The sequence below is a fragment of the Thermohalobaculum sediminis genome (genome assembly GCF_023487995.1).
Classification (GTDB): Bacteria; Pseudomonadota; Alphaproteobacteria; order Rhodobacterales; family Rhodobacteraceae; genus Thermohalobaculum; species Thermohalobaculum sediminis.
This window is the reverse complement of record NZ_JAMFKN010000002.1, coordinates 150,142-174,460: the sequence shown is the minus strand read 5'-3', so window position 1 is coordinate 174,460 and position 24,319 is coordinate 150,142. Positions and strand designations below refer to the sequence as shown.

The following is a 24,319-nucleotide window of genomic DNA, read 5'->3' as shown; positions in this document are numbered from 1 at the left end:
CCGAGCGCATGATCGCCCCGAACCTGCGCAAGCAGCACGATCGATGCGCCGACTGTGCCATCCGTCACCGCGCCGTCTGCTCGTATTGCGGGCCGCAGGAGCTGAGCCTGCTCGACGCCATCAAGTTCTACCGCAACTACGAGCCCGGGCAGGAGATCGTCGCGGCCGGCGAGCGCACGGATTTCCTCGGCTCGGTGGTCGATGGCGTCGTGTCGCTCTCCAAGACGATGCCGGACGGACGGCGGCAGATGGTCGGCCTGATGTTCGCGTCGGACTTCGTCGGGCGCCCGATGCGCCCGATCGCGCCCTATGACGCGATCGCGGTGACGCCGGTGCGGCTTTGCCTGTTCAACCGGACCCGGTTCGAGCGGCTGCTCAGGGACACGCCGGTGCTGGAGAAGCGCCTGCTCGAGATGACGCTCGACGAGCTCGACGCGGCGCGCGACTGGATGCTGCTGCTCGGCCGGAAGTCGGCGCGCGAGAAGATCGCGACCTTCCTCGCCATCCTCGCCCGCCGTGCGGCGAGCGCCCACAACACCCATGCGGATGACGGCTTCGCGTTCGACCTGCCGCTCACGCGCGAGCAGATGGCCGATTACCTGGGCCTGACGATCGAGACCGTGAGCCGGCAGATCACCGCGCTCAAGAAGGACGGGGTCGTCGAGTTCGCCGATGCCCGCCGATGCCTCGTGCCGGATTTCGTCGTGTTGCTCGACGCCGCGGGCGAAGACGCCGACGGCGGCATGATCGACTGATCCCCCGGCGCAGCCTCCCTGCCACTATCGCTGCTTTCTGATCCGCTTGCACCGGGCGGAGGTCCCGCTCGCCGCCCGGAGCGGGTCTGCGCGCGGCGCGGCGCCGCGCCCTCGCGCCGCACCCGGCGTTGATGCAGATCAAGGTCGATCCCTGTTGCGTCCGCGAGAAGACCGTGAGGGCGCGGCCGCCGACTCCGGCTGCCGTGACTGCTGCCACACGGGGAAAGCGATATGGGTATTGTCATAAAGCTCGCCGCCCTGGGGGTGATCGCGGTTCTCGCGGCCTATGCCGCGAACATGGCGCATGACGTGGCCTACATGGTCAATGCGCTGACCGTCTTCATCGTCGCGGTCGGTCTGTTCATCTACACCATCAAGCGGTCGGACCTGCCGAACCGCATGCCGAACGGCGATGGCGCGCCGGCCGAAGGCTACATGGACGGCGTCGTCCGCTATGGCGTGATCGCCACGGCGCTGTGGGGCGTCGTGGGCTTTCTCGCGGGCGTCTACATCGCCTTCCAGCTCGCTTTCCCCGAACTGAACCTCGGGTTCAGCTTCACGAGCTTTGGGCGGCTTAGACCGCTGCACACCTCGGCGGTGATCTTCGCATTCGGCGGCAACGCGCTGCTCGCGACCTCGTTCTACGTCGTGCAGCGGACCTCGGCGGCGCGGCTGTGGGGTGGCAACCTCGCCTGGTTCGTGTTCTGGGGCTATCAGCTCACCATCGTGCTCGCGGCAACGTCCTACGTGCTCGGCGGCAGCCAGGGCAAGGAATACGCCGAACTGCCCTGGCATGTGGACCTCTGGCTCACGGTGGTCTGGGTCGCCTATCTCGCGGTGTTCCTGGGCACGCTGATCAAGCGCAAGGAGCCGCACATCTACGTCGCGAACTGGTTCTACCTCAGCTTCATCGTCACGGTGGCGATGCTGCATGTGGTGAACAACCTTGCGCTGCCGGTGTCGGTGTTCGGCTCGGCCTCCTACTCGGCCTTCTCGGGCGTGCAGGACGCGATGACGCAGTGGTGGTATGGCCACAACGCGGTCGGCTTCTTCCTGACGGCGGGCTTCCTCGGCATGATGTACTACTTCGTGCCAAAGCAGGCCGAGCGCCCGGTCTATTCCTACAAGCTCTCGATCGTGCACTTCTGGGCGCTGATCTTCCTCTACATCTGGGCCGGTCCGCACCACCTGCACTACACGGCGCTGCCGGAGTGGGCCTCGACGCTGGGGATGGTGTTCTCGATCATCCTGTGGATGCCGTCCTGGGGCGGCATGATCAACGGGCTGATGACGCTCTCGGGCGCCTGGGACAAGCTGCGCACCGATCCCATCATCCGCATGATGGTCGTCTCGATCGGCTTCTACGGCATGTCGACCTTCGAGGGGCCGATGATGTCCATCAAGGCCGTGAACTCGCTCAGCCACTACACCGACTGGACGATCGGCCATGTTCATTCCGGTGCGCTTGGCTGGAACGGCATGATCACCTTCGGCGCGCTCTACTTCCTCGTGCCGCGGCTGTGGAACCGTGAGCGGCTCTACTCGCTCAGCCTGGTGAACTGGCACTTCTGGCTCGCGACCATCGGCATCGTGCTCTACGCGGCATCGATGTGGGTGACCGGGATCATGGAAGGGCTGATGTGGCGCGAATACGACGACCAGGGCTTCCTCGTGAACTCGTTCGCGGACACGGTCGCTGCCAAGTTCCCGATGTATCTGGTGCGCGGCTTCGGAGGCGTCCTGTTCCTCGCGGGTGCGATCATCATGTGCTTCAACCTCTATCAGACGATCCGCGGTCGCCTGCGCGACGAGCGCATGCCCACAGCCGCCGCCGTCGCGGCCGAATAAGGAGGGCCAGGCCATGAGCATCATGGAAAAGCACAAGGCCATCGAGAAGCACGCGACGCTGCTGCTCGTCCTCTCGTTCCTCGTGGTGACGGTGGGCGGGATCGTCGAGATCGCGCCGCTGTTCTGGCTGCAGAACACCATCGAGAAGGTCGAGGGGGTGCGTCCCTACTCGCCTCTCGAGCTCGCGGGGCGGCAGATCTATGTCCGCGAGGGCTGCTATGTCTGCCACAGCCAGATGATCCGGCCGATGCGCGACGAGGTCGAGCGCTACGGCCATTACTCGCTGGCGGCCGAGTCGATGTACGACCGGCCCTTCCAGTGGGGCTCGAAGCGGACGGGGCCCGACCTCGCCCGCGTCGGCGGGCGCTATTCGGACGCCTGGCATGTCGACCACATGGAAAACCCCCAGGCGCTGGTGCCAGAGTCGGTCATGCCGAAATACCCCTGGCTGGCCGAGACCCCGCTCGACTTCGCGCATATCGCCGACCACCTGCGCACCAACGCGGCGCTGGGCGTGCCCTACACCGACGAGCAGATCGCCAACGCCAGGACCCATGTCATGGCACAGGTCAACCCGGATCACGCGGCGGTCGAGGACCTTCTGGCCAGCTACCCCAAGGCGCAGGTTCGCAACTTCGACGGCCAGCCGGCGATCACCGAGCTGGATGCACTGATCGCCTATCTGCAGATGCTCGGCACGCTGGTCGACTTCTCGACCTACGAGGCGACCGCCGACGCCAACCTGCGCTGACGGGAGGGAACGATGGAAACCTACAGCCTTCTCCGCCAGATCGCCGACAGCTGGGTGCTGCTTGCGATGTTCGTCTTCTTCCTCGGCGTGTTGGCCTGGGCCTTCCGGCCCGGCTCGCGCAAGATCCACGACGACATCGCGCAGATCCCGCTACGCAACGACAGCCCGAGGGAGTGAGCGATGGCTGATCACAGGAACGAGGTCGACGAGGTCAGCGGGACCGAGACGACCGGCCATGAATGGGACGGGATCAAGGAGCTCAACACGCCGCTTCCACGCTGGTGGCTCTGGACCTTCTACGGCACCATCGTCTGGGGGGTGATCTACACGATCCTCTATCCGGCATGGCCGTTGGTGAGCGATGCCACGGCAGGCGTGCTGGGCTATACCAGCCGGGCCGCGGTGCACGAGGCGATCGACGAGGCGGCGGCCGCGCAGCGCGTCTTCACCGACCGGATCGCCTCCCTCGACATCGACGAGATCGCCTCCGACGCCGAGCTCGTGCAGTTCGCACAGTCCGGCGGCGCCGCGATCTTCCGCAACTACTGCTCGCAGTGCCACGGCTCGGGCGCGGCGGGGGTCCAGGCGTCGGGCTATCCCAACCTGCTCGACGACGACTGGATCTGGGGCGGCACGCTCACCGACATCGAGACCACGATCCGCCACGGCATCCGGTATGACGGCGACGACGACACCCGGATCTCGGAGATGCCCGCCTTCGGCCGCGACGAGATCCTCAGCGCCGACGAGATCGCGGCGGTGGCCGATCACGTGCTCTCGCTGAGCGGCAAGGCCGACGCGACCGAGGAGGGGGCGACGATCTATGCCGACAACTGCGCCGCCTGCCATGGCGAGGGCGGCATGGGCGAGCCCGCGCTGGGTGCGCCGAACCTGACGGACGCGATCTGGCTCTACGGCTCGGACCGCGCGCGGGTGATCGAGTCGATCACCAATTCCCGCGGTGGCGTGATGCCCGGCTGGAGCGGACGCCTCGGCGACGCCCAGATCAAGCAGGTCGCCATCTACGTTCACGGCCTCGGCGGAGGCCAATGACCCTCGGTCCGTCCGGGAGCGATCCCGGGCGGCCGCAATGCAGACCCCAGAACTTCTCGCCCGGCCTCGCGGCCGGGCTTTCTCGTTCCGCCGCCGGGCGTCGCGGGCATCCCGCCTCAGGACCTCGCGAAGGGGTCGACTGGCCCGATCGGCGGGTTGTGGGCCTCGATGATCGCGCCCGCGTCGAGTAGGGTCTCCTCGCGGCACCTTCCAGCGATCAGCTGCACGCCCATCGGGTGGCCCGGCGAGCCGGTCGCGACCGTCAGGCCGGGCAGGCCCAGCGCGGGCAGTCCCACTTGCGTGAGCTGCGCCTCGGAGACGCGCGCGAAGGCCGCCTCGCCCGCGACGTCCAGCAGGTCGGGGAACGGGGGTTCGGCGGAGACCGGACATAGCAGCACGGGCCAGTCCTCGAGGAAGAGCTGCCAGTCGCGCAGCAGCGTCGCGCGCTCGCGCAGTGCGTCGAGCGGCTCGCCCCCCTTCGCCGCGACAGCCCTGAGCGCGGCGGCAACGATCCGCGCATCCGGATCCGCCTCCGTGTCGAGCTTCGGCAGGCCCGAGACGCGGAACTCCTCCATCCACAGCGTCATGTTGATCCGGGCAGCATCGCGGAAGGATGGCGGCGCGCATTCCTCGACCTCCCACCCGGCCGCGGCCAGCGCGGCGGCGGCGGCGCGCAGGGCGTCGGCGACCTCGGGGGCCGTGGGCATCCCGTCCGGCGCGAGGCAGAGCGCGACGCGGCGCGGCGGCTCGGGCATCGCGGCGGGCGCAGGCATCCACCACGGGTCGCGCGGGTCGGGCGCCGACATCGCCGCGAAGGCGAGGCGAAGGTCGCCGATGCGCCGCGCAAGCGGCCCCGACACGGCCGTGAGCTGCGCGCCCATCGTGCGGTCGGGCCCCGTGAAGTTGTGCGCGGCGATCCGCCCGAGACCGGGCCTCAGGCCATGCACGCCGCAGGCATAGGCCGGGTAGCGGATCGAGCCCGCGATGTCCGTGCCATGCGCGATCGCCCCGATCCCCGCGGCCACCGCGGCCCCGGCGCCGCCCGACGACCCGCCCGGCGTCAGCCCGCGATCATGCGGGTTGAGGGTTGCCCCGTGGAGGCTGTTGCGCGTGAACCACCTGAGCGAAAAGGCGGGCGTGTTCGTCTGTCCCACGATCACCGCGCCCGCCCGCCGCAGATTGGCGACGACCGGGTTGTCCGTCCCGGCGATCAGGTCGCGTTGCAGGCGCAGGCCATTCGTCGTGGCGTGACCGGCCATGTCGACATTGACCTTCACCGTGACCGGAACGCCCGCGAGCGGCCCGGCCGACTCGCCGCGCGCCAGCGCCGCGTCCACCCGTCCCGCCTCGGCCAGCGCCTCGGCCGGAAACTCGGTGACCACCGCGTTGATGGCGGGGTTCACGGCCGCGAGCCGGGCGAGCGCGCTGCGCGCCACTTCCTGCGCGCTGACCTCGCGGTTGCGCACGAGCGCCGCGAGCGTCTCGGCCGAATGTTTCCAGAGTTCCGTCATGCGCTACCCCTCCCGTCGCTTTCGCCCGATCCTTGCCGTCGGGGAAGCCGCCGTCAATCGACCCGCCGTCTCGGCCTGTCGCAGCCGGCCAACATGCCGGGCGGCGCGGTGCCGGAACCCCTCGGCCGCGCTGAGGACAGCCGTCGTCGCGGGGCCACTCAGGGTCATTGCCCACGACGCAACGGCGGGGCGGGGTGACGCCATTCAGTGACCGCACTAGCAAAGATGCCACAGTCTTTCCGCCAAACTGGAAAGATGGAGAGAAGCCGAAGGAAGGAATTGCGGATAACGCAACGTCAGGTAAATTTTTCGTTAACGTATCGTTTCGCGTTCACGTTCCGGGGGGAACACCATGAAGCCTGTTAGAATCCTTCTGTGCAGCACCGCTCTCGCCGGCGTCATGGCCGGCGCCGCTCAGGCGCAAAGCCTGATCGACAACGGCCTGATCGCGCTCGGGGTCAACCCCCAGGGGAACCTGATCGTCTCGAGCGAATCCGGCTTCATTGGCCTGACCTATATTCCGACGTTTGGCGAAGCCCTCGCGCCCGGCTGCTTCTGCGAGGGCTGGGGCGTCGCGGATCTCGGAACGGACTATTTCGGCAAGGCGGGCGAGGCCTTCTCGGACGCCAACCTCTTCAATGCGAACCTCACGGTCGACGGGACGGGCACGCTGCTTGGCTCCGCCGGCAGTTCGGCGGTCGCGTCGGTCGATGTCGGCAACGGCGACAAGATCCTGAACGTCACCCACGCCTACAGCCCCGCGGCGGCGACCGCGAACCTCTAACAGGTGGACGTGACGATCACGAACATCGGCACCGAGAGCATCGTCCGTCTGGTCTACCGCCGCGCGATGGACTGGGACGTGCCGCCGACCGAGTTCGACGAGTTCGTCACCATCCAGGGCACCTCGGCCACGAACCTGATCTTTTCCAGCGACAACGGCTTTGCCGATGGCAATCCCAACGTTCCGGCAGGTTCGGTCAACCCCGAGACCGTGAACACGGACTTCGTCGACAACGGGCCGTCGGATCATGGCGCGGTGTTCGATTTCGACTTCGGCGGCCTCGCCCCGGGCGAGGTGCAGACCTTCACGATTTAATACGGCGCCGCGGGCAGCGAAGCGGAAGCCCTGGCGGCGCTGGCGGCGGTGGGCGCCGAGGTCTATTCGCTCGGACAGCCCGATACCGAGGGCGGCGCGACCGAGGGCACGCCGAACACCTTCATCTTCGCCTTCGCCGGCGTTGGCGGCACCCCGATCAACGGCGGCGGGAGCAACCCGCACGGCTTCCTGAACGTCTATCGCGACGTCGCCGCGCTGATCATGAACAGCCACCGCCGCGTCGTCGGCCAGTTCACCACCGTCGATCCGGGCGCACGCATCGCGGTCGAGCAGGTCGCGCGGATGTCCGAGAACTCGCAGGTCATGAGCCTCGATGCCTCGCTCGGCAAGATCCCGCTCCGGGTCTATGGCGCGGTGAACGGCGAGTTCGGCAACTTCGACCGCAAGGGCAGCAGCGCCGGGTTCGACTACACCGGCGGCGGCGTGACGATCGGTGCGGACTACCAGCTTCCGGCCGGCATGGTCGGCGGTGCCGACATCGCGGTGGGCGCGGCCTTCAGCTTCCAGCGGGTCAGCGCCGATGTCGATGCCAATGCCGGCGATGTCGATGCCGACGGCTATACCGGGTCGATCTACGCCTATGGCGCGGCGCCGATGGGCGGCATGGGCCAGCTGCATGGCGAGCTTGGCTTCTCGCTCGGCTATATCGACTACGACCAGACCCGCGTCTCCGGCGGGCAGGTTTTCAGCGGCGACCCCGACGGGATGGTCTTCTCGGCCGATCTCGAGGTTGGGTACCAGTTCGACAAGTTCCCGGTCGACGAGGGCTTGGGCGTCGATCTGCAGGCGGGGCCGTTCGTGGGGCTCTCCTACGGCTTCAACGATGTCGATTCCTTCACCGAGTCGGGCGGCCTCGCGGTGTCGAGCTTCGACGACGACCGGCTGGTGACCACGCTGGGCGGCCGCGTCTCGCTGAGCAAGGAGGCCGAGGGCAACATCTACTTCGGCATGCTCGAGGCCACCTACAACCATGACTTCCTCGCCGACGGCCAGTCGGTCGCGATCAACGGGGGCGCGCTCACCTCGCTGCTCTCGTCGCCGGACGATGACTTCATCGGGCTGCGGGCGCTGGGCGGCGTCAGCCTGAACGAGCGGCTGCGCGTCATGCTGGAATACAACGGCGGCTACGCCTCGAACTCGACCCAGCACGGCTTCCTGGGGCGCCTCGACTACGCGTTCTGAGCTAGCGGCCGGCCATCGGACGCAAAGGGCGCCCTTGTGGGCGCCCTTCTTCTTGCGCGCGCCCCATCCGCGCCGCCGTCTCACTACACCCGCGCGTCCAGCCCGACCCGACGACCCCGCCCGGCGTTGCGAAACGCGCTTCAATTCCCGGCGTGGCTCTGCAACGATCGCGGCGCCGGCGCGGTGGCGGTCGGGGCGCGCGCGCCGCGGCCGAAGGATGAGGGGAAGGCATGCAGGACCAGCCGTTCACGCTCGGCGCGCTCAGGGCCGCCTATGCCGCGGGGCTGAAGCCCGAGGCCGTCGTGGCCGAGGTCTTCGGCCGGATCGCGGCGTCGGGAGACCCGGGCATCTTCCTACACCAGCGCGCCGAGGCCGAGGTGGCCGCCGAGGCCCGCGCGCTCGGCGCCTTCGATCCGGACCGGCCGCTCTGGGGCATGCCATTCGCGGTCAAGGACAACATCGACGTCGCGGGAGCGCCCACGACAGCCGCGTGCCCGGCCTTCGCCTACCGCGCCCGGCGCGACGCCTTCGTGGTTGCCCGGCTCCGCGCGGCGGGGGCGCTGGTGATCGGCAAGACCAATCTCGACCAGTTCGCCACGGGGCTCGTGGGCGTGCGCACGCCCCACCCGGTGCCGCTGAACGCCATCGACCCCGCGATCGTGCCTGGCGGCTCGTCCTCGGGCTCGGCCGTCGCGGTGGCCCGCGGCATCGTGAGCTTCGCGCTCGGCACCGACACCGCCGGCTCGGGCCGCGTTCCGGCCGCGCTCAACAATATCGTGGGCCTCAAGCCCAGCCTCGGCGCGCTCTCGGCGGGCGGGGTCGTGCCGGCCTGCCGGACGCTCGACACGGTCTCGGTCTTCGCCCTCACGGTCGATGATGCCTACGCGGCCTTCCGCGCGGCGGCCGGCTACGACGAGGGCGACGCCTTCTCGCGCCGCATCGCCGTGCCGCCGCTGGCCGCGCCGCCGCCGGTGGTGCGGATCGGCATCCCCGACCGCGCGAGCATCAGGTTCCATGGCGACGCGGCGCAGGAGGCTTCGTTCCGCGCGTCGGTGGCGGCGCTCGCGGATGCGGGCGCGCAGGTGGTCGAACTGGACTTCACGCCCTTCTTCGCGGTGGCCGAGATGCTCTACGAGGGCGCCTGGGTGGCCGAGCGTCACACGGTGATCGGCGAGCTGATGGCGCGCGACCCGGAGGCGGTCCACCCGGTGACCCGTTCGATCGTCGGCAAGGCCGAGGCGCTGAGCGCGGCCGACGCCTTCCGCGGCATCTATCGGCTCGAGGAACTCAAACGCGCGGCCGAGCCCGCGATGGCGCAGGTCGACATGCTGTGCGTGCCCTCGATCCCCACCTTCGTGACGCGCGCCGAGGTCGAGGCCGATCCGGTCGGGCCGAACAGCATGCTGGGCACCTACACCAATTTCGTGAACCTCATGAACCTCTGCGGCATCGCGGTGCCGACCGCGCCGCGCGGCGACGGCCGGCCGGGCGGCGTCACGCTGCTTGCTGCCGCCGGACGGGATGCGCTGGTTGCCTCCGTGGCGCGCACCTTCGAGGCGGCGGGCGGACGCACCCTCGGCGCGACCGGCTGGCCGGTGTCCGAGCCCGCACCGCTGCCCGCGCGTGCCCAGCCCGGCGAGATCGAGATCGCGGTCTTCGGCGCGCACATGTCGGGCATGGCGCTCAACCGGGATCTGACCGCCCTCGGCGCGCGCTTCCTGCGGGCGGCGCGCACCCGGCCGGACTATCGGCTCTACGCGCTGCCGGGCGGCCCGCCCGCGCGCCCCGGGCTGGTGCGGGTCGCGGGGGGCGAGGGCGGGGCGGTGGCGGTCGAGGTCTGGGCGATGCCCGAGGCCGCGGTCGGGCGCTTCCTTGCGGCGATACCGCCGCCGCTGGGCCTCGGGACACTGCGGCTCGGGGACGGCACGACGCCCAAGGGGTTCCTGTGCGAGGCCGCGGGTGTGGCCGGGGCCGAGGACGTGACAGCACTGGGCGACTGGCGCGCCGTCGTGGCGCGCGAGGAAGGGCAGGGGGCAGGCCCATGATGCGGAAAACGGTGCGGGCGGGCGTGCTCGAGATCGCCTATTTCGAGACCGGCGCGCCCGATGGCTGGCCCTGCATCCTGGGGCACGGCTTTCCCTATGACCCGCACGCCTATGCCGAGTGTGCGCCGATCCTCGCGGCGGCGGGCGCGCGGGTGATCGTGCCGTTCCTGCGCGGCTACGGCCCCACGCGGTTTCTGTCGGCGGCGACGCCGCGCTCGGGCGAGCAGGCGGCGCTGGCGGCGGATCTCGGGGCGCTGATGGACGCGCTGGGGATCGGGCGCGCGGTGCTGGGCGGCTATGACTGGGGCGGGCGCGCCGCCTGCATCGTCGCGGCGCTGTGGCCCGAGCGGGTGACGGCGCTGGTCTCGGGCAATTCCTACAACATCCAGGACATCCCCCGGTCCTGGGAGCCGCGGCCGCCCGAGGAGGAGGCGGCGCTCTGGTACCAGTACTATTTCCACTCGGAACGCGGTCGGCGCGGGCTCATGCGCGACCGGCGCGCGGTGGCGCGGCTGCTGTGGCGGATGTGGTCGCCGGAATGGGGTTTCGACGCCGCCACCTTCGAGCGCAGCGCGGCCGCCTTCGACAACCCCGATTTCGTCGAAGTGGTGATCCACTCCTACCGCCACCGCTTCGGGCTTGTGCCGGGCGACCCCGCCGTCGCCCATATCGAGACGCGGCTGGTGGCGCAGCCCCCGATCACCGTGCCCGCGATCACGATCGATGGCGCAAGCGACGGCGTGAACCCCGGCACGGCGCACCACGCCCACCGCTTTGCCGGGCCGCACGAGCACCGCGTCTGGCAGGGTGCCGGGCACAACCTGCCGCAGGAGCGACCCGCCGACTGGGCGAGCGCCGTGCTCGATGCCCGCGCGATGGCCCTGCGGCACGGGCGCGACCCCGCCGGCGGCTGACCGCCCGAGGGGTTACAGCAGGAACTGGCGCAGGGCGGGGTTGTCCGTCTCCTCGCTCGACCAGAAGCCGAGGCGGGCCAGGTCGGCCTCGAAGGCCGCGTCATCGTTCAAAGGGACGGCAAAGCCCGCGAGTACGCGCCCATAGGCCGCCGCGCGGTTGCGGTAGTGGAACAGCGTGATGTTCCAGCGCGTTCCCAGCGTCTCGAGGAACTGCAAGAGCGCGCCCGGCCGTTCGGGGAACTCGAAGCGGAACAGCCGCTCGCGGCCCAACCCCGCGGCCGGCCCGCCCACCATGTGACGCACATGCAGCCGCGCGACCTCGTTCTGCGTGTAGTCGGCCACCGCGTAGCCGGCGGCGGACAGCGCCTCGCGGATCGCCGCGCGTTCGCCGGGGGCGCCAAGCTGGATGCCGACATAGACCTCGGCCAAGTGGGCCGCGCGGAAGCGGTAGTTGAACTCGGTGACCGGCCGGCGCCCGATTGTGCGGCAGAAGCGCAGGAAGCTGCCGGTTTCCTCGGGGATGGTCACGCCGAACAGCGCCTCGTGCTCGCCGCCGATCTCGGCGCGCTCGGTGATGTGGCCGAGGCGGTCGAAGTTCATGTTCGCGCCCGACAGCACGGCGACGAGTTCCTGCCCCGTGGCGCCGGTCCGGGCGACCCAGCGCTTCATGCCGGCAAGCGCGAGGGCGCCGGCGGGCTCGACGATGCTGCGGGTGTCCTCGAACACGTCGCGGATTGCGGCACAGACCTGGTCGACGCCGACCGTCACCACCTCGTCGATCCGCTCGCGCATCAGTGCGAAGGTGATGTCGCCTACCTGCCGCACGGCGCAGCCATCGACGAAGAGGCCGACCTGGTCGAGCGGCACGGGGCGCCCGGCAGCCATCGCCGCGGCGAGGCAGGCGGCGTCCTCCGGCTCGACCGCGATGATGCGGATCGCGGGGTCGAGCGCCTTGAGATAGACGGCCATCCCGGCGCAGAGCCCGCCGCCGCCCACCGGCACGAACACCGCGTCGATGCTGCCGCGATGGTCGGCGATCAGCTCCATAGCGACGGTGCCCTGGCCCGCGATCACCGCCGGGTCGTCGAAGGGCGGGACCAGCGTGCGCCCCTCGGCCGCCGCGATCGCATCGCCGCGGGCGGCGGCGTCGGAATAGCTGTCGCCGCACAGCTCGATCCGGGCGCCAAGCGTCTCGACGGCCTCGATCTTGATCCGCGGGGTGGTGAGCGGCATCACGATCACCGCGTCGATGCCCAGCTCGCGCGCCGCCAGTGCCACGCCCTGCGCGTGATTGCCCGCCGAGACCGCGACCACGCCCGCCGCGCGCTCGGCCGGCCCGAGCTGGCGCATCCGGTTGTAGGCGCCGCGCAGCTTGAAGCTGAAGACCGGCTGGAGATCCTCGCGCTTGAGCCAGATCCGGTTGCCGAGCCGGGCGGACAGCCGTGGCGCGAGTTCCAGCGGCGTGCGGCGCGCGACATCGTAGACCGGCGCGGTCAGGATCTCGCGCAGCCAGTGATCGGCGTCCTGCGGGACCGCCGGGCGCGGTGACGCCGGGGGCTTCGGTGGTTGCATCCTTGGCTCCTCGCGGCACCGGGCAAGTCGTCACGGGACAATCCCGGGCCCTCTGCACCGGCGAGCGTAGCGCGGTACGTCAGGCGAACGAAACGGGGTTCGGTGGTGCGCCGGGGCCTCGCGGCCGCGCAGAACCCGCGGCAGGGCTTGCCGGCTGGCGTCTCCATGGTCGACGGGGCAAGGCGGTCGGCCGGTCATCCGTCTGTCGCGCCGCCCGGCCGGAAAGCGGGCAGCGCGGCGCCTTCAGACCCGCGCCGCGCCATTCACCGCCGGATCACCCCGCAGGCGATGCGCCCGCCCGCGTTCCCGGCCGGGTCCGAGGCGTAGTCGTCCGGGCCCTCATGCACCACGATCGCCGCGCCATCCGCGTCGAACAGTGCATCGTCGAGGCGGAGCGAGGCGTTGAAGACCTCGATCTCGAGCGCGCCCGAGGCAGGCACATGCAGGTTCGGCATGTCGCCCGCATGATGTCCCTCGTCAGCCGTGAGCCCGTGCTTCGCACCGCCCGGGTTGTAATGCCCGCCGGCCGACGCGAAGGGTGGCGTGCAGTCGCCCACGGCATGGACGTGGAAGGCGTGCGGTCCCTCGGGCAACGCTGTGAAGTTCGCTCGCAGAAGGACGCCGTGCGGCACGGCGTGCAGCGTCACGATGCCGACCGAGGTGCCGTTCGCGTCCTTCAGCTCGGCGCTCGCCTCGGCGGCGAGAGCGCCGGTCGCCCCGAGGCTCGCGGCGAATACCAGCGCGGCGGCGGTTTGGAATGCATGCATGGCGGTATCCTCCCCTTCTGAGAGGACCGAGCCTAGCGCGGCGGCTCCGGCGCGTCGATCACGCCTGCGTCATGTCCGGCATGCTGCGTGCGCCGCGGCGTCAGAACCGGTCGATGGCGAAGGGCTCGGGCGCGACCGTCGGCGCGCGCCCGGCGACCAGATCGGCGATGATCTGCCCGCTGATGGCCGAGAGGCTGAGCCCCATATGGCCGTGGCCGAAAGCGAACCACACCCCGCGGTGCCGCGGCGACGCGCCGATCACCGGCTTCGAGTCCGGGGTCGAGGGCCGGTGCCCCATCCATTCGCGCGTGATCTCGCCCGAGAGCCCCGGCAGCGCCTGCTGCGCCAGTGGCAGCAGCGCCTTGATCCGGCGGAAGTCCGGCGCGGCCTCGAGCCCCGCGAGCTCGACGCCGGCGGTGAGCCGCACCCCGTCCGCCATCGGGCACAACACGAATTGCGGCCCGCCGATCACGGTGGGCCGGTTCAGCACCGGCCCGTCGCCCCAGGCGAGGTTGAGATGATAGCCCCGCTCGGTGTCGAGCGGCACGCGGTGGCCAAGCTGGCGCGCAAGGCCCCGTGACCAGGCGCCGGTGGCGACGACGACGCCATCCACCGCGTGCCTGCCCTGCGCCGTGACGACGCCGGTCACGCGGTCGCCCTCGAAGGTGAAGGACGTCACCTCCTCGCGCAGTTGCCGCCCGCCGCGCTCGGTGAGGGCGCGGAAATAGGCCTGGCTCAGCGTGTAGGGGGTGCTGACGAAGCTCGATCCCGGCTGGAACAGGCCGATGGTGAAGTCGCGCGACAGGCCCGGCTCCAGCTGCCGCAGCTCGTCGGCGTCGAGCACCTCGTATTTCACCCCGGCCCGGTCCATCAGCCCGCGGTCATAGGCCGTGCCGTCGAAGGCCGCGCGGTTGCGATAGACCTTGAGCCAACCCACCGGCTTGATGATGTCCATGGCCCCGGCCATCCGCGCGAGGCGGTGGTGGGCGTCGAGGCAGTGGCCGGTCAGGGTCGCAAGCTCGCCGCTGATCCGCTCGGCATTGGACGCGCGCCCGGCGTCGAGGAAGCGCACGAGCCATGGCGCAAGCCGCGGCAGGTAGCTCCAGCGGATCTTCAGCGGGCTCATCGGGTCGAGCAGCATCTTCGGCACGTTGCGCCACAGCCCCGGCGTCGCGGTGGGCACGACGCCCCCGGTGACGATGGCCCCGGCATTGCCGAATGACGTGGCGGTGCCGGGCTCGCGCGGGTCGCAGAGCGTGACCTCATGCCCCTCCGCCTGCAGGCTCAGCGCGGTGGCAAGGCCGACGATGCCGGCGCCCACGACGGCAATCCGGCGCGGCTGGGGTTCGGTCACGCGCTCTCTCCCGCACTCGCCGCCCGGACGGGGCCGAGGGTCGCCCTCGGGGTCTCGCAGCCGGTCACGGCGTCCCTGAGAATGTCGAGAAACTGCGCCACCGGCTCGGGCATGTGGCGCCCGGCCTGCGTCACGGCCCCCCACTGGAACGGAACCTCGGGCAGGAAGGGGCGCACGTCAAGACGCAGATCGGGGCGCAGGAGCGGCGTGAAGGGGTCCACCACCGCGACGCCGAGGCCGCGCTCGACCAGCAGGCACGCCATCTCGGAGAGCTGGGTCTCGAGCCGCATCTCGCGCGCGACCCCGGCCTCGCGGAAGATGCGGTCCACCGACTGGCGCGTGCGATAGTTGGCGCCCAGCGAGATGAAGGGCTCGCCGGCGAGATCGGCCGGGCGAACAGTGTCAAGCGCCGCCAGCCGGTGCCCGCGCGGCAGCACGCAGACCGCCGCCGCCGTGGCGACGAACGCCACCCTCAGCCCCGGATCGTTGAGCGGCAGCCCCGCGATGCCGACGTCGCACTGGCGTTGCAGCACCGACTGCACCACCCAGTCGCTGCTGCGCACCTCGAGCGTCATTCGGATCTCGGGGTGCGCCTCGGCCATTCGCTGCGCCGCGATGGGAAGGATGCTGAACGAGATCGCGGGCATAGCCGCGACATGGACATGCCGCCGCCGCCGCCCACCGATCGCGCGCGCGGCCTCGGCGATGTAGTCGAGGCTCTGGAAGGCGCGCTCGACCTCCTTGAACAGCAGCACCGCCTCCTCGGTCGGCACCATGCGGCGGTTCACGCGCTCGAACAGGCGGTAGCCGAGCGCCGCCTCGAGATCCGCGATCGAACGGCTGACGGCGGGCTGCGATCGGCCCAGCGCCGCGCTCGCCTCGGTTACGCTGCCTGCGACCATGACGGCCCGGAAGGCGGTCAGCATCCGGAAGTTCATGCAGTGTCTCCCTTCCGTTAATCCATAAGATTTTCGCATGCGACACCGCAAGGATTGCATTGGAGACCGATCGTTCCGCCATGCTACCCACGGTGGAATGAAAGGCGTTTCCGGCGTGCAGGATGTGGTCGTCGTCGGTGGAGGGCTCGTGGGGCTCGCCACGGCCCATGGCCTCGCGCGCCGCGGCCGCGAGGTTACGCTGGTCGCGGAGGGCGACGCGGCGCGCCCGGCGTCGGCCGGGAACTTCGGCCTGATCTGGGTGCAGAGCAAGGGGCAGGGGATGCCTGCCTATTCCGCCTGGACGGCGCGCTCGGCGACGCTCTGGCCGGACTTCGCCGCGCGGTTGGCGGAGGAGACCGGGATCGACGTGGCCCATCGGCAGACCGGGGGCCTGCATCTGTGCCTGGGCGAGGCCGAGGTCGAGGAGCGCGCGCGCTTCGTCGCACAGATGAGCAACCAGATGGGCGCCGCCGGCGTGCGGGTCGAGATGCTCGACCGCGCCGCGTTGCGCGAGATCGCCCCGGCCGTGGGCGACGCGGTCGCGGGCGCCTCGTGGTGCGCGATGGATGGCGATGCCGATCCCTTCCGGCTGGCCCGCGCGTTGGGCGATGCCGCGCGCGCGCGCGGGATGCGGCGGATCGGTGGCGCCGGCGTCGCGGCGATCCGGCCCGACGATGCGGGCTACCGGCTGGAGATGCGCGACGGCACGACGATCCGCGCCGCGCGCGTGGTGCTGGCGGCGGGGCTCGGGAACGCGGCGCTTGCGGCGGCCTTGGGCCGGTCCTTCCCGGTGCGACCGCAGCGCGGGCAGATCCTGGTGACCGGGCGGCTGCCGCGCTTCCTCGGCGTTCCCACCACCCATGTCCGCCAGACGGCCGAGGGCTCGGTCCTGCTCGGCGACAGCAAGGAGGACGTGGGCTTCGACTACGGCACGACGATGGCGGTGGGCGCGCAGATCGCCGCCCGTGCCGTGGCCTCGTTCCCGGTGCTCGGCGGCGCGCGCGTGGTGCGGACATGGGGCGCGCTGAGGGTGATGTCGCCCGACGGCTTCCCGATCTACCAGACATGGCCCGACCTGCCGGGGCTGTGGGCGCTCGCCTGCCACAGCGGGGTGACGCTGGCCGCCGCCCATGCCGGGCCGCTGGCCGACGCCATCGACGGCGAGGCCGCGCCGCCCGAGATCGCGCAGTTCACGACGGAGAGGTTCGATGTTCCGACGGCTCTCGCCGGCTGAGGCGGGCGGCACGCCCGTCACCTTCCGCTTCGAGGGACGCGAGATCGCGGCCCGCGCGGGCGAGAGCGTGGCGGCGGCCCTTCTGGCGGCGGGCGAGGCGGTGTTCCGCGCGTCCCCGGTCTCGGCCGCGCCGCGGGGGCCATTTTGCATGATGGGCGCCTGCTTCGATTGCCTCGTCGAGATCGACGGGCTGCCGGGCTGCCAGGCCTGCATGACCATTGTGCGCCCCGGCATGGAGGTGCGGCGCGACCGGATCGCGGGGGCGCCTGCATGAACGCGAGGCTCGAGGCGCCGGTCTTCGACCTCGCCATCGTGGGCGCGGGGCCCGCCGGCATGGCTGCGGCGGTCGAGGCGGCGGCGCGCGGCCTCGCGGCGGTGGTGCTGGACGAGCAGCCCGCCCCCGGCGGTCAGATCTGGCGCAACATCGAGGCGTCTGGCGGGCGCGCATCCCTCGGCGGCTCCTACGCCAAGGGCGCGGCCCACGCGGCTGCCTTCCGCGCCGCCGTGGCCGACTACCGTCCCGGCACGCTGGTCTGGCATGTCGAGACCGCCGACCACGAGCCCGCCCGGCTGTGGCTGATGCAGGGCGAGCGGGTGGGTCAGCTTCGCGCCCGCCGCGTCCTCATCGCCCCCGGCGCCACCGAGCGCCCGGTCCCCGTGCCCGGCTGGACCCTGCCCGGCGCGATGACGGTGGGGGCGCTCCAGACGTTGCTGAAGGGGGCGGAGGTCGTGCCGTCCGCGCCGGTCGTGCTGGCCGGGAATGGGCCGCTCCTCTATCTGACCGCCGTGCAGCTTGCGGCCTGCGGCGCGCGGATCGCGGCGGTGCTGTGGACCGCGCCTCCGGGCGCGTGGCGCGGGGCGGTTCCACACCTGCCGGGCTTCCTTGCCAGCGGGACATGGCGCGCGGGGCTCGGCCTGATGCGCGATTTCCGTGCGCTGGGGATCAGGGTCGTGCGCGACGTCGCGGCGATCGAGATCACTGGCGACGGGCGCGCCGAGGCCGTGCGCTACCGCACCGCCGGCGGCGCCTCGGGCGAGATCGCGACGGGGCTGGTCGCCCTCCACGAGGGTGTCATCCCGGCCACCAACCTCGCGCGCGCCATCGGCTGCGAGCATCTCTGGGACGAGGCGCAGGCCGCCTTCCGCCCGCGGCTCGGCCCCTGGGGGCAGACCAGCGTCGAGGGCGTCCTGATCGCGGGCGACGGCGGCGGCATCGCGGGCGCGGACGCGGCTCCGCTCGCCGGACGGCTCGCCGTCCTCGGCGCCGCGCACGCGCTGGGCCGGCTGACCCTGCCCGAGCGCGACGGGCTGGCCGCTCCCCTGCGCCGCGACCTCGACCGCATCCTGCGGGGCCGCGCCTTCATCGACCGCCTCTACCCCCCACGCCTCGCGCGCGCGGCCCTCCCCGACGCGGTGGTCGTCTGCCGCTGCGAGGAGGTCACGGCCGGCGCTGTCCGGGGGGCCGTCGCTTCGGGCGCGCAGGGGCCGAACCAGATCAAGGCCTTCCTGCGCTGCGGCATGGGCCCCTGCCAGGGCCGGTTCTGCGACCCCACCGTGACGCGCCTGATCGCCGAGGCCCGCGGCGTGCCCGAGGCCGAGGTCGGCCAGTTCCGCCTGCGCCCGCCGGTCAAGCCCGTCCCACTCACGGCCTTCGCCGCGGCGGGGGAGGAGGTGGCATGAACACCGCCGATGTCATCGTGATCGGCGGCGGCATCCATGGCTGCTCGACCGCGCTCCACTGCCGGCTGCGCGGCCTCTCGGTCGTCGTGGTCGAGAAGGACCACGTCGCGCGCCATGCCTCGGGCGTGAACGCGGGCGGCGTGCGGCGGCTCAACCGCCACCCGGCGGAGATCCCGCTCGCCATGGCATCGGCCGCGCTGTGGCAGCGGATCGAGGACCTCGTGCACGACGACTGCGGCTATCGCCAGACCGGCCAGATCCGCGTGGCCGAGGGCGAGCCGGGTCTCGCCGCCATCGCCGCCCGGCGCCGGCTGGTCGAGGGGCTGGGCTACAGCCACGAGCAATGGATCGGGCCCGAGGAGTTGTTCGAGCTCGTCCCCGCCATCTCGCGCCATTGCCTCGGCGCGCTCTGGACCGCCGACGATGGCCACGCCGACCCCACGCGCACGACGCGCGCCTTCGCCCGGCAGGCGGCTGCGCTGGGCGCCGAGTTCCTGACGCCGTGCCGCGCCGGCATGCCCCGCCGCGCGGGCGGCGGCTGGCAAGTGCCGACCGACCGTGGCACATTTTCGGGCGCGCAAGTGGTCAACTGCGCGGGCGCCTGGGGCGGCGCCGTCGCCGCCGCGCTGGGCGAGCCGGTGCCGATCGAGCCGATCGCGCCGATGATGCTGGTCACCGCCCGCATGGCACCCTTTGTCGATCCCGTGGTGGCAAGCTTCGACCGCATGATCTCGTTCAAGCAGTCACCCAACGGCAGCGTGGTGATCGGCGGCGGCTGGCGCAGCCGGGCCGAGCCCGATGCGAACCGCGCCCATGTCGAGTTCGGCGAGCTTCACCGCCTCATCGGAACGACGCTGGACCTGTTCCCCGTCATGCGCGGCGCGCGGATCGTCCGAAGCTGGGCCGGGATCGAGGGGGCGATGCCCGACGCCATCCCGGTGATCGGGCCCAGCATGACAGCGCCGGGGGTGATCCATGCCTTCGGGTTCTCGGCGCACGGCTTCCAGCTTGGACCGATCGGCGGGGCCATCGTCGCGGATCTGGTGGAAAGTGGCGCAACCTCGCTGCCGATCGAGCCATTCTCGATCGCACGCTTCGCCGGGCAGGCGTGGAGGGAGGCATCATGAGCGGCGCGCGTTTCCGTCGGCTGGCCGAGACCGGCCGCCCCCGGGTCGCCATCACCGTCGATGGTGCGCCGGTCGAGGCGATGCAGGGCGACACGCTGATGACCGCGATCCTCACCGCCCGAGGGCGGCTGCGCGTCTCGGAATTCGGGGATGGCCCGCGCGCGGGCTTTTGCCTGATGGGCGCCTGCCAGGACTGCTGGGTGCGGCTGGAGGACGGGCGGCGGCTGCGCGCCTGCACGACCTTCGCCGAAGCCGGGATGGCCATCCTGACCGGGGCCGAGGAGGGCGCCGATGCGTTCTGACCGGATCGTCATCGTCGGCGCGGGCCCGGCGGGGATGCGCGCGGCGCTGGTGCTGGCCGGGGCGGGGCTGAACCCCGTCGTGCTCGACGAGGCGCCCGCCTCGGGTGGCCAGATCTACCGCCGTCAGCCGCGCGGCTTCACCCGTGCCTATGACAAGCTCTATGGCTTCGAGGCCGGGCGGGCGCGGGCGCTGCACGCGGCCTTCGATGCGGACAACCGCATCGACCACCGCTCTGGCACGCTCGTGTGGAACATCGAGGGGCGGCGCTTGCAGACGCTGCACGACGGCCGGCCCGAGACGGTCGAGTTCGACCGCCTGCTGCTGGCCACGGGCGCGATGGACCGGGTGATCCCCTTCCCCGGCTGGACGCGGCCCGGCGTCTACACGCTGGGCGGGGCGCAGGTCGCGCTGAAGCATCAGGCCTGCGCCATCGGGCGGCGCGTTGTGTTCTTCGGCGCAAGCCCGCTGCTGCCGCTCGTGGCCTCGCAATACGCCGCCGCAGGCGCCGAGGTGGCGGCGGTGCTCGACACCACGCCCCTGCGCGCCAAGCTCGCGGCCATGCCGGGCCTGCTGGCCGGGGGCAAGACCGGCTGGAAGGGCCTCGTCTATCTCGCGCGCCTCGCGGCGCGGCGCATTCCCTACCGGCACGGCATCACGCCGGTCGCGGCACTCGGCTCCGAGAGCGTCGAGGGCTTCGCCTACACGGATGCCAGCGGCCGGCGCCACGAGATCGAATGCGACGCCATCGCCTTCGGCTACGGGCTCAAGAGCGAATGGCAGCTTGCCGACCTCGCGGGCTGCGGCTTCGAGTTCGACGCGGGCAACTACCAGTGGCAGGTCGTGGCCGACGAGGCCGGGCGCAGCACCGTGCCGGGCGTCTACCTCGCCGGTGACGGCACCCGGATCGGTGGCGCGGAGCTGGCCGAGATCGCGGGCGAACGGGCGGCACGCGCCATCCTCACCGACCTCGGCGACACCGGGCAGGGCGCGGCGCTCGCGGCCTGCGCGCGGCGCATCGGCGGGCAGGCGCGGCTGCGCCGGGCGATCGAGCGCGCCTTTCCCTTCCCCGCGCCTCTCGCCCGCGCCATCCCCGACGACTGCATCCTGTGCCGCTGCGAGGCGGTGACGGCAGGCGAGTTCCGCGCCAGCATCGACCGGCTGGCGCCGCATGACGTGAACCGTGCCAAGGCATTCTCGCGCGTCGGCATGGGCCGCTGCCAGGGCCGGATCTGCGGCCCCGCCGCGGCCGAGATCCTTGCCGCCGCCCGGGGCGTGGAAGTCAAGGAGGCCGGGCGCCTGCGCAGCCAGCCGCCCGTCAAGCCCGTGCCGGTCGCGGCCTTCGCCGATGCGGCGGAGGACGCGGCATGACCGGCCATCTCGATCTCGACGCCGCCATCATCGGCGGCGGCACGGCGGGCTGCGCCGCGGCCCTGCATCTGGCCACGCGCGGCCTGAGGGTCGCGCTGTTCGAGCGGCGCACCGTCGGCAGCCAGGCAAGCGGCGTCAATTTCGGCGGCGTGCGCGAGCATGGCCGCGACTTTGCCGAACTGCCGCTAAGCCGCCGCGCGCGCCGGATCTGGGACCGGTTGCCGGAACTCATCGGCTCGGACGGCGAGTTCATGGCCACGGGGCACCTCAAGCTCGCCCGGTCGGACGAGCAGATGGCGAGCCTCGAGGACTTCGCCCGCGGTGCCGCCGATTACGGGCTCGCGGTGGAGCTGATCACCGGCAACCGCCTGCGCGCCGACTTCCCGTGGTTGGGGCCGCGGGTGGTGGGCGCCTCGCTCTGCCGCAGCGACGGGCAGGCGAACCCCCGGATCGTCGCGCCCGGCTTCGCGCGGGCGGCGCGGCAGGCGGGCGCGCAGATCTTCGAGCACGAGGCGGTCGAGGGCGCGCTGCGCGACGAAGGCGGCTTCCGGCTGGAAACCGAGCGCGGCCGGCGCGTGAGCGCCCGCACCCTGATCAACGTCGCCGGCGCCTGGGGGGCGAAGGTGGCAGCCTGGTTCGGCGAGAGCGTGCCGATCGAGCCGCAATCGCCCAGCATGCAGGTGACCGAGCCACTGCCCTACCGCCTGCCGGTCAACATCGGCGTCGCGGGCGGCGACGTCTATGCGCGCCAGATCCCGCGCGGCAACGTGATCTTCGGCGGTGGGCGGGGCTGGAACGATTTCGGCGCCATCACCTCGCGGGCGGGTGGCGGGAACGTGACGCAGGCCATGGGCCGGCTCACCGACATCCTGCCCTGGACCCGCCACGTCCATGTCATCCGCACCTGGTCGGGGATCGAGGGCTACACGCCCGACGAGATCCCGGTCATCGGCCCCAGCGACACCACGCCGGGGCTGATCCACGCCTTCGGTTTCAGCGGGCATGGCTTCCAGCTCGGTCCCGCGGTGGGCGAGGTGCTGGCGGAACTGGTCTTTTCGGGAGGGAGCGAGACGCCGCTCGCCCCCTTCGCGATCGGGCGCTTCACGGGCGCGGCGGCGCCCGTCGGGGCGCAGGGGGACGGCCGCGACCCCATCGCGGCGATGCAGCAGGGAGAAACGAGATGAAGCTGACCAGACTGACCGCGGGCCTCGCGCTCGCAAGCGGGGTGGCGCTGGGCGCGCTCACCGCGCCGCAGGCCCTCGCGGGGCCGGACACCAACATCCTCAACGTGGGCATCGCCGCGCCCGACGCGGGGCGGCTCGACCCGCACCTGTCGGCCACGACCATCGACAAGGCGGTGTTCGGCTGGATGTTCAACGGCCTCGTGCGCTTCAAGCCGGGCACGGCCTCGCCCGAGACCATCGAGCCCGATCTCGCCGAAAGCTGGACCGCCAGCGACGACGGCCTCGTGTGGACCTTCAACCTGCGCAAGGGCGTGCAGTGCCATCATGGCTATGGCGAGCTGACGGCCGAGGACGTGGTCTATTCGCTCAATCGTGCCGCCGACAAGGAGCGCTCGAGCTTCTCGAGCGATTTCGGCGTGTTCGCCTCGGTCGAGGCGCCCGATACCCATACCGTGAAGATCACGCTCAAGAACCCGGTGCCCAGCCTGCTCGGCCTCGTGACCAACTACCATGGCGGCAACGTCGTCTGCAAAAAGGCGGCCGAGGAGATGGGCGCCGACTTCCAGAAGCGTCCGATCGGCACCGGCCCCTTCATGTTCGGCGAATACACGCCGCAGCAGAGCCTGAAGCTGGTGGCGAACCCCGACTACTTCCGCGGCAAGCCCGCGCTCGCCGGGATCAACTACCAGTACATCCCGTCCGACTCGGCGCGCGACCTCGCCTTCCAGTCGGGCGAGCTCGACATGGTCTATGGCAAGCAGGACCAGACTTGGGCCGAGCGCACCAAGAAGATGGACGGCGCCGTCGTCCATGTCATGGAACCGGCCGAGATGTCCGTCATGTATCTCAACATGGCCTCGGCGCCGCTCGACGACATCCGGGTGCGCCGCGCCATCGCGATGGCGACGAACCGCGACCAGTTCATGGAGTTCAAGGGCCGCGACGTCACCCGCGTCGCCAACTCGCCGGTGCCGCAGGGCTATCTTGGACACGCCGACATGAGCGAGGTCTTCCCCGGCTACGACCTCGCGGGGGCCAAGGCGCTGCTGGCCGAGGCGGGGCACCCCGACGGCATCACGCTGAAGGTGATCCACACCGCGCTGCCCGGCATGCTGGGCACGATGGAGGTGTTCCAGGCGCAGATGGCCGAGGCGGGGATCAAGCTCGACATCGAGGTGGTCGAGCACGCGACCTTCCACGCCCAGATCCGCAAGGACCTGAGCCAGGTCGTCCACTACTCGGCCGCGCGCTTCCCGGTGGCGGACACGTATCTGACGCAGTTCTACCACTCGGCCAGCACGGTCAACACGCCGACGGGCATCACCAACTTCGCCCATTGCGCGGTCGCGGACGCCGAGATCGAGGCCGCCCGCGTCGAGCAGGACCCGGCGAAGCAGAAGGCGCTGTGGAAGACCGCGCAGGAGAAGATCGCGGCCGAGCTGTGCGGCGTGCCGATCTACGAGAACCTGCAGATCTGGGCCACGCGCGACAATGTCGATCTGGGCTATGATCTGATCGGCTCGCTGACGCTCGGCCCGCCGGTGACCGAGACGACGCAGTTCCGCAAGTAACGCGGATCGCCGCGGCCCGTGTGGCACCCGCCACCCGGCCGC

At 71.3% G+C, this 24,319-nt stretch carries 23 protein-coding genes; 18 read left to right on the top strand and 5 right to left on the bottom strand.

Annotation, left to right across the window (positions count from 1 at the left end; translation table 11 throughout):
- The first annotated feature begins 8 nt into the window (after nt 1-8).
- From fnrL to ccoP, 5 genes are all read left to right on the top strand, one after another.
- Entirely contained in the window at nt 9-755 is a 747-nt protein-coding gene (gene fnrL / locus M1105_RS04750; RefSeq protein ID WP_249579666.1) for a transcriptional regulator FnrL, read from the top strand.
- Nucleotides 756-986: 231 nt separating this feature from the next.
- Nucleotides 987-2,603 carry a cytochrome-c oxidase, cbb3-type subunit I gene (ccoN, locus tag M1105_RS04745; protein WP_249579202.1) on the top strand — a complete coding sequence of 539 codons (1,617 nt, stop codon included), beginning with the start codon at nt 987-989 and terminating at the stop codon, nt 2,601-2,603.
- Between the two features lie 13 nt (nt 2,604-2,616).
- Nucleotides 2,617-3,354, top strand: coding sequence for a cytochrome-c oxidase, cbb3-type subunit II (ccoO, locus tag M1105_RS04740; protein WP_249579201.1), 738 nt, complete (start codon nt 2,617-2,619; stop codon nt 3,352-3,354).
- A 12-nt stretch (nt 3,355-3,366) separates the two neighbouring features.
- On the top strand, nt 3,367-3,531 hold the full coding sequence (locus tag M1105_RS04735) for a cbb3-type cytochrome c oxidase subunit 3 (protein WP_249579200.1): 165 nt from the start codon (nt 3,367-3,369) through the stop codon (nt 3,529-3,531).
- 3 nt (nt 3,532-3,534) lie between these two features.
- Nucleotides 3,535-4,407, top strand: a complete 873-nt coding sequence (gene ccoP, locus M1105_RS04730) for a cytochrome-c oxidase, cbb3-type subunit III (RefSeq protein ID WP_249579199.1) — start codon at nt 3,535-3,537, stop codon at nt 4,405-4,407.
- 116 nt (nt 4,408-4,523) lie between these two features.
- Here the strand turns inward: ccoP and M1105_RS04725 are convergent, their stop codons facing one another.
- Nucleotides 4,524-5,918, bottom strand: a complete 1,395-nt coding sequence (locus M1105_RS04725) for an amidase family protein (RefSeq protein WP_249579198.1) — start codon at nt 5,916-5,918, stop codon at nt 4,524-4,526.
- A 352-nt stretch (nt 5,919-6,270) separates the two neighbouring features.
- On the opposite strand from M1105_RS04725, the gene M1105_RS04720 reads away from it, so the two are divergent.
- The 5 genes from M1105_RS04720 (at nt 6,271) to M1105_RS04700 (ending at nt 11,179) form a co-directional block, all read left to right on the top strand.
- Nucleotides 6,271-6,702 carry a hypothetical protein gene (locus M1105_RS04720; protein WP_249579197.1) on the top strand — a complete coding sequence of 144 codons (432 nt, stop codon included), beginning with the start codon at nt 6,271-6,273 and terminating at the stop codon, nt 6,700-6,702.
- A gap of 9 nt (nt 6,703-6,711) precedes the next feature.
- Nucleotides 6,712-7,017, top strand: a complete 306-nt coding sequence (locus M1105_RS04715) for a hypothetical protein (protein WP_249579196.1) — start codon at nt 6,712-6,714, stop codon at nt 7,015-7,017.
- Nucleotides 7,018-7,065: 48 nt separating this feature from the next.
- Nucleotides 7,066-8,220, top strand: coding sequence for an autotransporter outer membrane beta-barrel domain-containing protein (locus M1105_RS04710; RefSeq protein WP_249579195.1), 1,155 nt, complete (start codon nt 7,066-7,068; stop codon nt 8,218-8,220).
- 230 nt (nt 8,221-8,450) lie between these two features.
- A complete protein-coding gene (atzF, locus tag M1105_RS04705; RefSeq protein WP_249579194.1) occupies nt 8,451-10,265 on the top strand; it encodes an allophanate hydrolase in 1,815 nt (604 codons plus the stop codon).
- Nucleotides 10,262-11,179, top strand: a complete 918-nt coding sequence (locus tag M1105_RS04700; RefSeq protein ID WP_249579193.1) for an alpha/beta fold hydrolase — start codon at nt 10,262-10,264, stop codon at nt 11,177-11,179. Before atzF ends, M1105_RS04700 begins: the two co-directional genes overlap by 4 nt.
- A 12-nt stretch (nt 11,180-11,191) precedes the next feature.
- On the opposite strand, the gene ilvA is transcribed toward M1105_RS04700, so the two are convergent.
- The 4 genes from ilvA to M1105_RS04680 all read right to left on the bottom strand — a co-directional run bounded on the left by ilvA (nt 11,192) and on the right by M1105_RS04680 (nt 15,810).
- Nucleotides 11,192-12,751: a threonine ammonia-lyase, biosynthetic gene (gene ilvA / locus M1105_RS04695; protein ID WP_249579192.1), complete on the bottom strand. Its 1,560-nt coding sequence runs from the start codon at nt 12,749-12,751 to the stop codon at nt 11,192-11,194.
- Nucleotides 12,752-13,014: 263 nt separating this feature from the next.
- Nucleotides 13,015-13,518 carry a superoxide dismutase family protein gene (locus tag M1105_RS04690; protein WP_249579191.1) on the bottom strand — a complete coding sequence of 168 codons (504 nt, stop codon included), beginning with the start codon at nt 13,516-13,518 and terminating at the stop codon, nt 13,015-13,017.
- Between the two features lie 100 nt (nt 13,519-13,618).
- Nucleotides 13,619-14,872: an NAD(P)/FAD-dependent oxidoreductase gene (locus tag M1105_RS04685; RefSeq protein ID WP_249579190.1), complete on the bottom strand. Its 1,254-nt coding sequence runs from the start codon at nt 14,870-14,872 to the stop codon at nt 13,619-13,621.
- Nucleotides 14,869-15,810: a LysR family transcriptional regulator gene (locus tag M1105_RS04680; RefSeq protein ID WP_249579189.1), complete on the bottom strand. Its 942-nt coding sequence runs from the start codon at nt 15,808-15,810 to the stop codon at nt 14,869-14,871. Before M1105_RS04680 ends, M1105_RS04685 begins: the two co-directional genes overlap by 4 nt.
- A gap of 97 nt (nt 15,811-15,907) precedes the next feature.
- Here M1105_RS04680 and M1105_RS04675 point away from each other — a divergent pair, with 97 nt between their 5' ends.
- From M1105_RS04675 to M1105_RS04640, 8 genes are read left to right on the top strand one after another with little or no spacing between them, the layout of a single operon-like run.
- Nucleotides 15,908-17,044: an NAD(P)/FAD-dependent oxidoreductase gene (locus M1105_RS04675; protein WP_249579188.1), complete on the top strand. Its 1,137-nt coding sequence runs from the start codon at nt 15,908-15,910 to the stop codon at nt 17,042-17,044.
- Nucleotides 17,019-17,318: a (2Fe-2S)-binding protein gene (locus M1105_RS04670; RefSeq protein ID WP_249579187.1), complete on the top strand. Its 300-nt coding sequence runs from the start codon at nt 17,019-17,021 to the stop codon at nt 17,316-17,318. Before M1105_RS04675 ends, M1105_RS04670 begins: the two co-directional genes overlap by 26 nt.
- Nucleotides 17,315-18,724 carry an FAD/NAD(P)-dependent oxidoreductase gene (locus M1105_RS04665; RefSeq protein WP_249579186.1) on the top strand — a complete coding sequence of 470 codons (1,410 nt, stop codon included), beginning with the start codon at nt 17,315-17,317 and terminating at the stop codon, nt 18,722-18,724. The genes M1105_RS04670 and M1105_RS04665 overlap by 4 nt, the downstream gene beginning before the upstream one ends.
- A complete protein-coding gene (locus tag M1105_RS04660) occupies nt 18,721-19,851 on the top strand; it encodes an NAD(P)/FAD-dependent oxidoreductase (RefSeq protein WP_249579185.1) in 1,131 nt (376 codons plus the stop codon). The genes M1105_RS04665 and M1105_RS04660 overlap by 4 nt, the downstream gene beginning before the upstream one ends.
- On the top strand, nt 19,848-20,153 hold the full coding sequence (locus tag M1105_RS04655; RefSeq protein ID WP_249579184.1) for a (2Fe-2S)-binding protein: 306 nt from the start codon (nt 19,848-19,850) through the stop codon (nt 20,151-20,153). The genes M1105_RS04660 and M1105_RS04655 overlap by 4 nt, the downstream gene beginning before the upstream one ends.
- Nucleotides 20,143-21,522 (top strand): FAD/NAD(P)-dependent oxidoreductase, encoded by a 1,380-nt coding sequence (locus tag M1105_RS04650; RefSeq protein WP_249579183.1) that lies wholly within the window; start codon nt 20,143-20,145, stop codon nt 21,520-21,522. The genes M1105_RS04655 and M1105_RS04650 overlap by 11 nt, the downstream gene beginning before the upstream one ends.
- Nucleotides 21,519-22,706, top strand: a complete 1,188-nt coding sequence (locus tag M1105_RS04645; RefSeq protein WP_249579182.1) for an NAD(P)/FAD-dependent oxidoreductase — start codon at nt 21,519-21,521, stop codon at nt 22,704-22,706. Before M1105_RS04650 ends, M1105_RS04645 begins: the two co-directional genes overlap by 4 nt.
- Nucleotides 22,703-24,277, top strand: a complete 1,575-nt coding sequence (locus tag M1105_RS04640) for an ABC transporter substrate-binding protein (RefSeq protein WP_249579181.1) — start codon at nt 22,703-22,705, stop codon at nt 24,275-24,277. Before M1105_RS04645 ends, M1105_RS04640 begins: the two co-directional genes overlap by 4 nt.
- Nucleotides 24,278-24,319 lie beyond the last annotated feature (42 nt).